This is a genomic window from Agaribacillus sp. DX54 (genome assembly GCF_056858335.1).
In genome coordinates this window covers 1-13,843 of the sequence record NZ_JBXEQE010000022.1, presented here as the reverse complement: position 1 = coordinate 13,843, position 13,843 = coordinate 1, and the positions used below count along the sequence as shown (strand labels likewise).

General features: G+C 37.4%; 10 protein-coding genes and 1 CRISPR repeat array. All 10 genes read left to right on the top strand.

Features of this window, described 5'->3' with window-relative positions; all coding sequences use genetic code 11:
- Positions 1-14 precede the first annotated feature (14 nt).
- Positions 15-2,375, top strand: coding sequence for a TonB-dependent receptor (locus AC04NP_RS20435; RefSeq protein ID WP_482861797.1), 2,361 nt, complete (start codon positions 15-17; stop codon positions 2,373-2,375).
- An 828-nt stretch (positions 2,376-3,203) separates the two neighbouring features.
- Positions 3,204-5,057 carry a TIGR02556 family CRISPR-associated protein gene (locus AC04NP_RS20430; RefSeq protein WP_482861796.1) on the top strand — a complete coding sequence of 618 codons (1,854 nt, stop codon included), beginning with the start codon at positions 3,204-3,206 and terminating at the stop codon, positions 5,055-5,057.
- Between the two features lie 14 nt (positions 5,058-5,071).
- Entirely contained in the window at positions 5,072-5,983 is a 912-nt protein-coding gene (gene cas7b / locus AC04NP_RS20425; protein ID WP_482861795.1) for a type I-B CRISPR-associated protein Cas7/Csh2, read from the top strand.
- Positions 5,973-6,734, top strand: a complete 762-nt coding sequence (gene cas5b / locus AC04NP_RS20420) for a type I-B CRISPR-associated protein Cas5b (protein ID WP_482861794.1) — start codon at positions 5,973-5,975, stop codon at positions 6,732-6,734. Before cas7b ends, cas5b begins: the two co-directional genes overlap by 11 nt.
- A 3-nt stretch (positions 6,735-6,737) precedes the next feature.
- Positions 6,738-9,137: a CRISPR-associated helicase Cas3' gene (gene cas3 / locus AC04NP_RS20415; protein WP_482861793.1), complete on the top strand. Its 2,400-nt coding sequence runs from the start codon at positions 6,738-6,740 to the stop codon at positions 9,135-9,137.
- Between the two features lie 177 nt (positions 9,138-9,314).
- Positions 9,315-9,983, top strand: a complete 669-nt coding sequence (locus AC04NP_RS20410; RefSeq protein WP_482861792.1) for a transposase — start codon at positions 9,315-9,317, stop codon at positions 9,981-9,983.
- Between the two features lie 11 nt (positions 9,984-9,994).
- Entirely contained in the window at positions 9,995-10,660 is a 666-nt protein-coding gene (locus AC04NP_RS20405) for a CRISPR-associated endonuclease Cas6 (RefSeq protein WP_482861791.1), read from the top strand.
- 2 nt (positions 10,661-10,662) lie between these two features.
- Positions 10,663-11,658: a CRISPR-associated endonuclease Cas1 gene (gene cas1 / locus AC04NP_RS20400; protein WP_482861790.1), complete on the top strand. Its 996-nt coding sequence runs from the start codon at positions 10,663-10,665 to the stop codon at positions 11,656-11,658.
- Positions 11,659-11,670: 12 nt separating this feature from the next.
- Entirely contained in the window at positions 11,671-11,961 is a 291-nt protein-coding gene (cas2, locus tag AC04NP_RS20395; protein ID WP_482861789.1) for a CRISPR-associated endonuclease Cas2, read from the top strand.
- 3 nt (positions 11,962-11,964) lie between these two features.
- Positions 11,965-12,540, top strand: a complete 576-nt coding sequence (gene cas4, locus AC04NP_RS20390; RefSeq protein WP_482861788.1) for a CRISPR-associated protein Cas4 — start codon at positions 11,965-11,967, stop codon at positions 12,538-12,540.
- Positions 12,541-12,735: 195 nt separating this feature from the next.
- Positions 12,736-13,726: a CRISPR direct-repeat array (repeat unit 37 nt; unit sequence CTTCGAGATGTAGTTCCGTGATAATAAGGATTGAAAC).
- Positions 13,727-13,843 lie beyond the last annotated feature (117 nt).

Below are 13,843 nucleotides of genomic sequence, written 5' to 3'. Positions count from 1 at the left end.
TTAAACCGAAAACAATGAATTATAAAATCATAATAATACCGGTAAGGATACTATTGTACATCATCCTGCCCACATTTGTTGCCCTTAGTCAGGAAACATTACATCAAACAGTCAAAGGAACCATTACCGACCAGGACAGTAACTCGCCCATCATAGGGGCCAATGTAATTGTTTTGAACTCCGATCCCGTGCTGGGAAGCAGTACTGATGTGGACGGTACCTTCCGGATCGAAAATGTCCCTATTGGCCGTATCACGCTCGTTATAACCAGTATTGGCTATGAACAAAGGGTCATAGCCGATATAGTGGTAGGTTCGGGTAAAGAGGTGGTCATCAATGTCTCGCTGGAGGAGTCACTGGTTAAACTGGAAGAAATAGTAGTGACTGGCAGGGATCATAAATCCCAGGTTTCCAATGAAATGGTCCAGGTCAGCGGCCGCACTTTTTCTGTTGAGGAAACCAACAGGTACGCCGGCACATTCAATGATCCTGCCAGGGCAGTTTCCAACTTTGCCGGCATTCAGGCCAATGCCGAAGGAAGTAACCATATAGTTGTGCGTGGCAATTCCCCCAACAATGTCCAATGGCGGATGGAAGGCATCGAAATACCCAACCCCAACCACTTTGCCGAAGAAGGGTCATCCGGCGCCGCCATCAATATATTGAACGGTAAAATGCTGACAAATTCAGACTTTTATTCAGGCGCCTTTTCGTCAGAGTACGGCAATGTGCTGGCCGGAGTCTTCGATATGAAAATGCGTACAGGGAACCGCGATAAACGTGAATATTCCTTTGGTGTGGGTGTTTTAGGGACTGATATCACGCTGGAAGGCCCATTCGTCGAAGGGGGAAAATCCTCTTATCTCGCTAATTACAGGTATTCGACCCTGGGCTTAATAGATAATCTGGGGATCGTTGATTTCGGTGGAGTTCCTATCTATCAGGATTTGGCCTTCAAACTATCCTTTCCTACCGAAAAAGCAGGGCTTTTCACACTTTTTGGCATTGGTGGGTTGAGCGCTATCAAGGAAGACATCGAGGATGACGAAACCGAAGAGATAATTGGCAAAGACGACTTCACCGCCTCCATGGGTACGGTCAATCTCAGTCACACCTATTTTTTTAACAACAACAACTCTATAGAAAGTTTCCTGTCACTTTCACAAAATGGCAGTGGCTATGAATTAAAAGAAAACAACAACGATCCCGAAGTATTCGAAAGAACTTTCAAAGACCAACTGGACAGATTTACCCTGATGGCCGGCACCTCGTTTTTAAGCAAAATCAATGCAAAAAACACCCTGAAAACAGGATTCAGATACCAGCATTTTATATTTGATTTTAAGCAGGAGTTTCTCAATAATCAAAATGTATTTGAAACCTGGCTGGATGATGACGGGGACGCAGGCCTTGTCAGAGCCTTTGCCACCTGGAAACATCGCATCAATGATGATTGGACTGTAACCGGAGGGCTCCATTACCAGAATTTTCTGCTTAACAACAGCCAGGCCCTGGAACCAAGGGCATCAGTCAAATATCAGCTAGCCGAAAATCAATCAATTTTTGCCGGGTTTGGCTTACACAGCCAGTTGGCCTCGTTGCCTGCATACTACTCACTGGTTGAAAACGAAAACGGACTAAGAACCCGTCCCAACCTGGACCTGGATTTTATGAAAGCCATCCACTATGTGCTTGGATATGACCGAATCATCAACGAAAACCTGTATTTCAAAACAGAGATTTACTATCAGGATTTGTACAACATTCCCGTCGAAAATGATCCCGGAAGTAGCTATTCCCTTATTAACGCAGTTGGCGGATTCACTGATAGGGCTCTTGTCAATGAAGGTACAGGCATTAATTACGGAATCGAACTGACACTGGAAAGGTATTTCAGCAAAAATTACTACTTTCTGATCACCGGTTCCCTGTACCAATCCACCTATAAGGCGCTCGATGGCATTGAAAGGGACAATATGTTTAATGGAAATTATCTCACCAATTTCCTGATGGGTAAAGAGATTTATATCAAAGGATCGAAGAACAAAATATTGAGTCTCAACACGAAAGTAAGCTGGGCCGGTGCCCGCCGGTTTACCAATGTCGACTTTGAAGCCAGCTCCGGGCTCGGGCGCGTGGTATATGACGAGCGCAACGCCTTCAGCCAACGCGGGGATGACATATTCAAGTGGGACATATCTGTTTCTTACAGTTGGAACAAGAAAAAAACCCGGCAGGAAATTAACCTCTCCATCCAAAACCTCACCAACAACGCCGGCGACGTTGACCAATACTACGACGCCCTCACCGACAAAATAGAAACCAGCGAGCAACTGCCGATGTTTCCAACGATCATGTATACGGTCGAATTCTAAACATCATAACTGAATTCCAAACAAGTCATAGCATGGCTCCAAGCCATGCTATGACTAAAACGCAATAAATGGCAACCCCACCCAAAATTCAAAAAAAAGGTTGCTTCCTTCACCCCCATCCGCTATCTTTATTACTGGGGATAAAATATCAAGGTGAAAATCCCTCCTAAAGGCTGTTCAGGAATATTGATCATATCCATTATGAACATGGATCGGCAAAACACAATAGATTGGTTTCCCGTGAAGATCGTGAAGTTTTTCTTAATCATCGCTATGGCGTTTAAATACTGTTTTTTATTTACCTAACATGGATTGGGAACCACTTTCAACCAAACCAGGCGCACCACCAGTGAATATTGGTAGTTCAGGCGATGCAACTATTCAGTAAGCTTCAAAGAAAAAAACAAGCTTAAGGGGCAGAAAATATATTCCCACCAGTCCGGCATGACTTTAAACAAGTCATCCCTTCGAATCAGTCATAGCATGGCTCCAAGCCATACCATGACTAAAACGTAAACAAACAATAAACCCATTGTCATGATACTAACACCTTTAAAAATCCTCCAGCAGCAAAATCAAAGAACTCCTGAACAATCTAAATGTTTAAGCGCCCCCCACCGGGATTCGAACCCGGATCTCGTCCTTCGTTGGTACGGCTCTATCCGATTGAGCTATGGAGATTTGTGATTTCAGTCAATTTTACCCTTGTTAAAAATGGAATTGTTGCAAACTAAAATGACACAGTTTCAATCCTTATTGGATTTGGATATCTAAAAGTAATTATATAGTTTTATCAATTCAAATTTTTAAACTAACATTACACATAAAGTGCAAGACAGGGCTATATCTGAAATTGGGAACTTAGAATTGGAAAAGCAAATTGATTTAAAGCCTTTCCAGCTTTATATAGAGGAAATAACACCTGGAAAGGTGTGCACCATGGCTTTAATCGTTTTTAGTAAAACCAATGGAGATATACTCTATAAAAATATAGATATTGCAAAAGTGAATGAAGATAACTATCAAAAATTTGGATATAGAAAAGGTTCCGCACGTGGAGGAGACATAACTTTCACAACCAAATTCGGGGATCTCGACAAAAAACTCCGAATTCTTCTCAATTCGCAATGGCCTCGTCAATTGGAAGTTGCTGAAAATGTTTCCATCGTAGAATACCAGTTATTCAAGGAATGGAAAAATGCTTTTGAACAAAGTAAAAATCAAATTCAATCAGATCTCGCTTCTTTTCATTCTGGATTGAATATAAAAGATCGACAAACCAGTGCATTCACCTTAGCAATTGAAATTGATAATAAGCAAAAATTTTTAGCAGACTTCGAGTCAGTTCAAGAACAGATTCTATTAAGTGGGACTGAAGGCAAAAAGAAAAAATATAAAGTCACCTCCGAAGGGAAAAATAGTGTCTGTTCAATTTGTCTCGAGAACAAAGCTTATCTATATGGTTTTGGATCACCATTCAAGTATGCTACTGTTGATAAGCCTGGAACGGTAAGTGGTTTTTTTTTACAGAAAAACAATTGGATTAACTACCCTATTTGCAAAACCTGTGCCCTAGAGTTTGAATTGGGGAAAAATTATGTAACTAAAAATTTGTCCAGAAGCTTTTTTGGAAAACGCTATTATTTAATACCTAAAACAGTATTACCTAATGACAAGCAGGGTCTAAAAAGCGCTCTTAACCTGTTTAAGAAATTAGCCTACAAAGTTAGTAATGACATAGAACGAAGAGAAGACTATTTAATGGAAAGAATTGGTGGACTAGATAATTTTTTCACATTGAATATGCTGTTTTATGAAGAAAACCCAACTACCAAAGCCATTAAAATCAAACTGATGCTGGAAGAAATACCTCCTTCCAGATTCAGAACATTGTTCATAGACATTCCCAAAATTATCAACAATCATCCTTTGTACAAAAATGCAGACTACCATTTTAAAAAGAAGGAAAAAATTGATCTTAAATTTAGTTTTGGTCTTATTAAACAATTCTTTGAAGACAGCTTTTATGATATTCTTTACAAGGTATTTACAGGGCAATCAATAAACAGAACCGACTTATTCCATAGATTCATGCTGGTCATCCGAAATAACTATAACAAGAAAATGACCACGGATAACTTTGTGGAAAACATGTCACTTACCATATTAAAAGCACATCTTGTACTACGATACTTAGAAAAATTAAATATTGTATTTACACCAAATATGACACTTATGATACCAGAAACAGAGGAAGAAAAACAAGAACTACAAAAAAAAATTGCTTTTGACATCAATAAGTTAAAAGACTTTTTAAATAAAAACAAAGAATTTATTTATGCTAATCATATAGCGGGTATTTTTAGTTTAGGGGTATTGGTGAGTCTTGTTTTTAGTATGCAACAAGCAAGTATAGGCAATACACCATTTGAAAAAAAATTAAGAGGATTAAACTTGTCAGCTAATGACTTACAAAGGATCTTCATTGATAGCATTAGCAAAATAAATCAATACTCTTCAATATACACCTACAAAAATCTGAGAGATTTGACCACTGAAAACTTTGCTGTCAATTTTTACAAAATTAAGAACTTACCAAATCAGGAAATATCTTTTTATTTTGTTAGTGGTCTTGAATTAGGCCGCAAGTTCAAATCCGAGAAAATAGCATCAAATCTTTAAAAAAGCCCAAAACAATGAATGTGATAAACAATCGATCAGAAATCCTATTTCTTTATGAAATTGAAAACGCAAACCCCAATGGAGATCCATTGAATGAAAACCGTCCCCGTTTTGATACTGAAGATAACAAAATTCTGGTGTCTGATGTCAGATTAAAACGAACCATTAGAGATTATTGGTTCGAATATAAAGGTTTTAATGGTTCTAATGAAAAAGATATCTTCGTTAGGGAAACAAATTATGAGATGGATGGTAAAAATTATGTAGCCTCTGGAAAACAACGTGCAGAATTATTTAAGGAGAGTAAAGACAAAGTATTGGAGACGTGCATTGATGTAAGAGTATTTGGAGGAATTTTACCGATAAAAGGAGACACATTTACCTTTACTGGCCCTGCTCAATTTCAAATGGGGAAATCCCTGCATGAAACGGATATTATGACTGAACAAGGTACAGGCGCTTTTGCTTCTGGAGAAAAGAGGGCCCAGGCAACATTTAGAACTGAATACAAAGTTCCATATGCATTGATTGGTTTCAATGGTATCATTAACGAAAAAGCTGGCCAGTACACTCAAATGACGGAAGAAGATAAAAGACTTTTAATTGAAGGCATCTGGAATGGCACCAAAAACTTGATTTCTCGCTCAAAGTTTGGCCAAACTCCATTATTATTACTAGTTATTGATTATAAAGAACCTTTTTACATTGGAGGTTTAAGACAACGTCTAAAGTTGAACTCAACGAAAAATGATCTTCAAATAAGAAGTTTGGAAGATTATGAACTGGATATTTCAAACGTAAAAACCGTATTAAAAGAACATGCTGATAAAATAGAAAATATATCTGTTCAAGTAGACCCTCGGTTAAAAGTGGTTGATAATGGGTCATTGGTTAATCTCAAAAATAGTTTAGTCAATGAACTCTAAATCGTTTATCATTTTTGATGTTTTCGCTGAATTCGGGCATTTCAGAAAATTTAATACTACTACTTCGCCTTTATCCTATTCTATTCCCACACCAACTGCCATTGCCGGTTTAATAGGAGCTGTGTTAGGCATTGAAAGAGAGGATAATAAAAACAAAGTAAAACAGGGTAATACGCCACTCAGATGGGTCTTCTCACCTAAAAACACTAAAATCGGAATCAGAGTTTTAAATAAAGTTAATAAAGTGAATATAGGTTTTAACTTATTGGATACTGACTCTCCTCAGTCATTTTTCAATATTATCAGTAGAACTCAAATTGAATATGAATTACTCAAAAATCCGGTTTACAGGATATATCTTGATTGGAAACATCCCAGAAGAAGCGAATTAATTGACCGGCTTACAAATAAGCAATTTCATTTTAATCCATACCTTGGACTTAGCCAGTTCACCGCTGATATGACATGGGTAGGAGAAAAGCAAGGCAAAAAAATTGAGAGCCATAATTACGTTCCTATTCATTCTGCTATTAATCTTTCACAGTTAAGTGATAAAGAAACACCGGTAGATTTCGAATTGATGAAAAAGCAACAAATTCAGGTTGAAACACTTCCAATCGAAATGAAATCAAATAGGGTAATTACCAGATACGGAGAAGTATTAGTAGAAACGACAGGTAATCCTATTTTGTCAAAAGTAAGTAATGAAGCTTACGCCATAGAAGGAGAAGGAAATATTCAGTTGCTATAAACCATGTTAGAGTCTCATCCAGGTGTCCCATTGATCAAACATTTGAAAGCGGTCGCTTCAAACTGTTTAGAAATAGCCCGAAAGAATTCCACTGATTTTGGTTTTTCGCAAAAAACAAAAGAGACTTTGGTTTATATCTGCGGGGTCTTTCATGATTTGGGTAAGGCTACTTCTTATTTTCAGGACTACTTAAAAAATCCTGAAGCAGAACATTCGTCTTTAAAGAACCATGCACTCCCGTCAGCAGTGTTTGTTTTTTATGTGGTGCAAAGATTTACGGAGACTTTGGCAACTGATGAGAAGGAGCTTGGCTATTTCATGGCTTCGACTTGTTTTACAATTGTAAAAAGACATCATGGGCATCTTAAGGATTTCAATAATGAAATTTCGATAGAAGATAAATATGACAATTTACAAAAACAATATGACGCCATCTCTCCTGTGGAAGCTCAAAATATAATAGACAAGTGCATCTCTGAACATAAATTAAGCATTGATTGGAACCGGTTCGTTTCGTGGTTTAGCTCTGGAGGATTTAAACGAGATGCAAATATCGCATATCTGGATTTTGAGTTGGATCAATTTGATAACTGGGAAATGGGTCAAAAATCATCTGCTTATTTTTTCTTTCTGTGGATGTTCAGTACTTTATTGTACTCTGATAAATCTGATGTAATACTAGCAGGAGCTTTTCCAATATTACCATTACCTCGGATACGATACCTAGATGAGTATAGAAAGAAAAATGGATTCAATAAGCCTACTTCACAAATAAACCAACTAAAGAATGAAGCCTACTATTCGGTTTTAGATCGATTAAATCAAAAGTTTGATCCTAAGCAAAAACTTTACTCTATTACCTTGCCAACTGGTTTAGGTAAAACACTCGCATCATTTGGAGCAGCCTTAATGTTAAAATCTATGGCAAATCTGAAAGAAGGAAGAATAATTGTTGCCATACCATTTACAAGCATCATAGATCAGAATTATAAGGTTTATGAAGAAGTATTAAATAACCCTGACAGCAATATGCTGCTAAAACATCATCATCTGGCAGAGCTTCAATATAAGGATGGTGAAGATTCTTTCCGAAGTAGTGAAGAAAGCCAGTATTTGATCGAGACCTGGCAAAGTTCCGTGGTCGTTACCACCTTTGTTCAATTGCTGGAGTGCCTCATCACCAACAACAAAGGTAAATTGTTAAAATTCCATTCACTTTCTAATTCAATTATCTTATTAGACGAAGTCCAACAGATCCCTTACCAATTATGGCAAACTGTTCGTCAAGCTTTTTTTACCACAACTGAACAACTTAATTGTTATGTTATCCTTATGTCAGCCACACAGCCATTAATTTTCCACCCTGGTGAGGAAATCAAAGAACTTGTTGCCGATTATCAAAAGTATTTTTCTTTCTTTAACAGAACAAAACTTATCAATAAAACAGCTAAATCCATCCCATTGCAAGTATTTATTGATGAAGTCCTAGTTTATATCAAAGAAAGTCCAAACAAAGATATTTTAATTATCCTGAATACTAAGAAAACTACCTTGACCTGTTTTCGGGAATTACGAAAAGTGCTGCCAGAAAATACCGAATTACGTTATTTGACTACCTTAATTACACCTTATGAACGGAAGAAGATTATTTCAGAACTAGGAAATAGGAACCCAAATAAGCAATACATCATTGTCAGTACGCAATTGGTAGAAGCGGGAGTAGATATATCAGTAGATACTGTTTTTCGGACTTTAGCTCCCTTGGATTCCATAATCCAAGCAGCAGGTCGAGCCAATCGATATGGTAAAAAGGAAACCGCCAGCGAAGTTTTTCTATACAAAATAGATGAGCAATACCCTATTTCTTGTCGATTGTATGGGAAGGAACTTATTCTAAAGACTGAACTGGTTCTTGGAGATCAGATTCATATAGAAGAAAAGGAGTACCTACAAATTATCACAGAGTACTTTAAACAAATACAGGATCTTTCAAACTATTCAGATAAAAAGCTTATAAATGATTTGTTATCATTAAATTTTGATCAGGTGGGGAAATTTAAACTGATAGAAGAAGTTAAATCTGAGTCAATGTTTGTAGCATTAGATGACAATGCCAAAGACGTTTGGAAGGAATTTGTTAGGATTAATGAAGACAAAGATCTTTCAGATCTTGATAAAAAAAAGTTATTCTCAAAATTTAAACCAAAGTTTTATGACTATGTGATCAACATTCCAATACCTTATGACAAGAATTGTCTGGAAATGCCTATTGAAGCTTATAAAGGATTTTATATGTATGAATGTAATAATATGGATAATTATGATATCTATTTATATGATCAAAAAAACCTTGCCATGAATGAAGGTTATATTTACAAGAGTCTTGCTTTAATCTCTTTTTGATCAAAAACTGGCCACATTTTTACAACAAAAGTCTAAGTTACAAAATACTCGAAACTGAAAAAGCCGTGGAGATATTCTAAAATAATATCATTCGAAGTCATAGTATGGCTTAAAGTCATACTATGACTAATATGCTATAATGGAGTAATTTTTTAAACTGTAAATAAACATTTACCCATGGAACCAGAAACTTTTTATCATATCTACAACCGGGGCAATAATCAGTTGCCCTTGTACTTTACCAGGGAGAATTATTTGTATTTTCAAAGAAAGGCTGAAAAATACCTGCTTCCTCATGTCGATCTGATTGCCTACTGTCTTATGCCTAATCATTTCCATCTTTTGGTTTTCTCCAGGACCAACATGCTGGGCAGGGATTTCAGCAATGACCTTCGCGTGATGCTACGCTCATATACAAGGGCTATTAACAATCAAGAAAAGAGGACAGGATCTTTGTTTCAGCAACATACAAAGATAAAACCGTTGGAGGGAATGGATAATAGTCATAGTATGACTACTGGGGATGATGATAACTACCCTTTCACCTGCTTCCATTACATCCATCAAAACCCTATGAAGGCCGGACTTGTCAAGCGTATGGAAGATTGGGAAATGAGTTCATTCCGAGACTTTGCGGGCTTGAGAAATGAATCGCTTTGTAATAAAAAGCTTGCTTGTGAATTGCTCGAAGTCCCGGAATCTTATGATCTGTTTGTGGAGCAATCTTATAAAGTATTTGATAGTGGTACTATGTCTAGCAGTAGTCATATTATCACTCAAGATAGTATGACTAAAAGCGATAGTGTAACTGGAAGGAGAGACAACGCCAACACCGACAATACATAACTCCTTATTCCATGAAAACCATTCATATAACCACTGTTCAATTCCCGGAAGTAAAACTTCAAACCAGGGACGCACATAAGCTTAGAGGGTACTTCGGTAATTTATTCAAGGAGTATTCTCCGTTGCTGCATAATCACTATGACAATGGTTCATTTCGCCATCGGTACCCGTTGGTACAGTATAAGATATTGAATGGGATCCCATCCCTGGTAGCTGTTGAAGAAGGGGCTGAACTGCTCACCAGGCTTTTCCTGAAAATTACGCAATTGCAAATCGATGGGTACGTGCATGAAGTAAATGCTAAAAACATTGCCAGCGGTCATGAAATGATTGGCTATACCGATGAACTTAAGGAATATAAGTTTGAAACGCTATGGATGGCACTAAATCAGGAAAACTACCGGAAATACCTTACCCTGAACCAGATAGAACAGGCTGCGATGTTGAATAAAATTCTCATAGGCCATGTTCTTTCATTTTATAAACAAATGGGCCTTTTCCTGGAAGGTAACCATAGACTGCTGGCCAAAACCAAAGTACAGGTCAAGAGTACCCGTTTTAAAGAGCAAAAAATGGTGGCCTTTTCCGGGAACTTTCTGGTTAATGCGCTTTTGCCTGAAAACATCGGATTAGGGAAGGCAGTATCAAGAGGATTTGGCACAATAAAAGTACTCTGATCATGCAAATATTTATCAACACTTATGGTACGTACGTTCATGTAAAAGAAGATATGTTTGAGATCCGCTTGCGTAAAGATCCGAAGGAAAAAGTCAAGGTAAATCATATTGCTGCGCATAAGATCTCTTCTTTTATTATAAGTAAAGGCGTGGCGCTGACCACCGATGCTATTGCTCTCGCATTAAAAAATAACATTGATATTGTCGTGGTGGAGAGGGACGGACACCCGATTGGTCGATTTTGGCATAGTAAATTGGGCAGTACCACTAAAATCCGAAAAAGGCAACTAGAAGCTAGTCTGAATGAGGAAGGGCTAAATTGGGTTAAAGTCTGGATTACCACAAAGCTCGAGAACCAGGCCGATTATCTTCAGGATCTTAAAAAACACCGGAAAAAAATCTCTGGATTACTCACAGAAAAGCAAGAAAGTATTCTAGAATTTAAGGAAAAGATTAGTGGTTTGCCAGCTACGATTGTTAACGAAGTTGCCGATACTATTAGAGGGTTGGAAGGAAGTGCCGGACGTCAATATTTTGAGGCGCTGGGAAAATCAGTACCGGATGAGTTTTCTTTTCAGGGCCGCAGTTTCAGACCTGCGAAAGACCCATTTAATGCAATGCTAAACTACACTTATGGAATTTTATATTCCCGAGTTGAAAGGGCGTTGATGATTGCCGGCCTTGATCCGTATGTAGGTTTTCTTCACAGGGATGATTATAATATGAAAAGCCTGGTATTTGATTTTATTGAACCTTACAGAATTTATGCCGAACGTTGTGTTTTTACCCTGTTTTCTACAAAAAAGGTAAAAAAAAGTTTTTTCGATAAAATCGCTGGTGGTTATACGCTGAATACCGAAGGTAAGCCCTTTGTTGTGCAACATTTTATTGAATACATTGAGCAGATACCCATCCGTTATAAAGGTCGCAATCAAACGCGTTTTAATGCTCTGCAGATGGATGCACATGCCTTTGCCAATGAATTGATTAAAGCTTAAAACCTATTGATAATGATTGTTTGGGTACTATATGATATAAAAAATGACAAGGCCAGAAACCGTGTGGCCAAAGTATGTAAGCGGGCCGGCTTGTACAGGGTGCAGTTTTCCGTTTTTCTGGGGACACTGAACTCAAATGAAAAAGATACCCTGGAACTGGAAATTCAGGATTTGATTGAGGAAACGGACGACTCAGTATACATATTCCCTATGTCCAAAAATGAACTCAATGACACTGTATTATTGGGGCAAGCCTTTGACAAGAAGTTTGTGACAGATGAGGTAAAAGCATTATTTTTTTAATCCATGGCTTCACTCACACCCTCACACATCATTGAATATCTTTTTTGTCCGCGTTATACCTATTTTGAGTATGTATTGGCCATTCCTCAATATGAAGAAAAATATTACAAAGTTCAAAAAGGCAGGAATATACATGATACACGTCTGGAGCAGAATAAAAATTACCTGCGCAAAAAGATCGGGGTGGTTGAGAAATGGCCGGATCAATACCTGACCAACGACAGCCTTCGTGGCAAAATTGATGAAGTACTTTTGCTCAACGATGGTACTATGGTGCCGCTGGATTATAAATTTGCTGTTTATAATGACCGGGTTTATGATACCTATCGACAGCAAATGTCCTGTTATGCCGTATTAATAGAAGAAAATTTTAGCAAACCTGTAAACCGGGGATATTTGGTTTATGTGCGTTCAAAAAATAAACTAATTGAAGTAGAAATATCTGAAAAAGATAAAGCACTGATCCGTGATTCCATAGATGCTATTCTATCTATCATTGAGAATAATACCTACCCTAGGGCTACAAAATTTAAGAGAAGATGCTTAAATTGTACTTATAGGAATATATGTATCAAATAAGAATGATCCTCAAAGCAATTTATTTGGCCCTCTTAAAAAAATGGATATAAATACCTACAGATCAAATAGATATGTGAACGGAAAGTATGATGATTCCGTTAAAAAAACGCTCTTTGATGTATTGAAATTTGGAAAAACAAATATTTATTCTTTCATCATAAGAACTGAAAATCAATGGGCTATGATAGGTAACGGCTTCGAGATGTAGTTCCGTGATAATAAGGATTGAAACGTTGAAATCATAACACAATTATAGGCAATAATTATTCTTCGAGATGTAGTTCCGTGATAATAAGGATTGAAACTCTTTTTCGAATTCTGCCGGCGATTTGAAAAGCCAAGCTTCGAGATGTAGTTCCGTGATAATAAGGATTGAAACATTTTTAAATTGAAGATCCTGTAAGAAAACCTAAGTCCTTCGAGATGTAGTTCCGTGATAATAAGGATTGAAACTAATCAAGTCTATTATTCAAAAAAAAGGCATACAGGCTTCGAGATGTAGTTCCGTGATAATAAGGATTGAAACAAAAACCCATTGCCCATCATTCAATCAGGCCTTCGACTTCGAGATGTAGTTCCGTGATAATAAGGATTGAAACGAGTTATTAGAGAATTACGGCCGTCCTGGGTTGTTACTTCGAGATGTAGTTCCGTGATAATAAGGATTGAAACTACATCTTCATCGAATTTGCATATGAATATCCAAAATCTTCGAGATGTAGTTCCGTGATAATAAGGATTGAAACTGGCTCTAAGGCCACGTAATCGTAGACGCTGATGAAACTTCGAGATGTAGTTCCGTGATAATAAGGATTGAAACAAAAAGTCGTGAGAGGTATTGGTAAGGGGATCGGCAACTTCGAGATGTAGTTCCGTGATAATAAGGATTGAAACTCAGAAAATCTATTAATGTCCACGTGCCTGAAGGTACTTCGAGATGTAGTTCCGTGATAATAAGGATTGAAACAACGCATCAGGCCTTTTGCTGAGCTGCAGGCCACACACTTCGAGATGTAGTTCCGTGATAATAAGGATTGAAACGTCAAAAAATCTATTAATGTCCACGTGCCTGAAGGTCTTCGAGATGTAGTTCCGTGATAATAAGGATTGAAACAGAATTTCCGAATTATGTTTAATAAGCTCGTTCCTCTTCGAGATGTAGTTCCGTGATAATAAGGATTGAAATCAGCAAAAACGAAAGGAGGTTTAATGTCAAAAGCCTGGGTTTTATAAATTTGAAAATGTCTCCTGAGAGGAAGCATTTTCAAGGCTTTCAATCAGCTTAGTAGGTTGATATTTCATG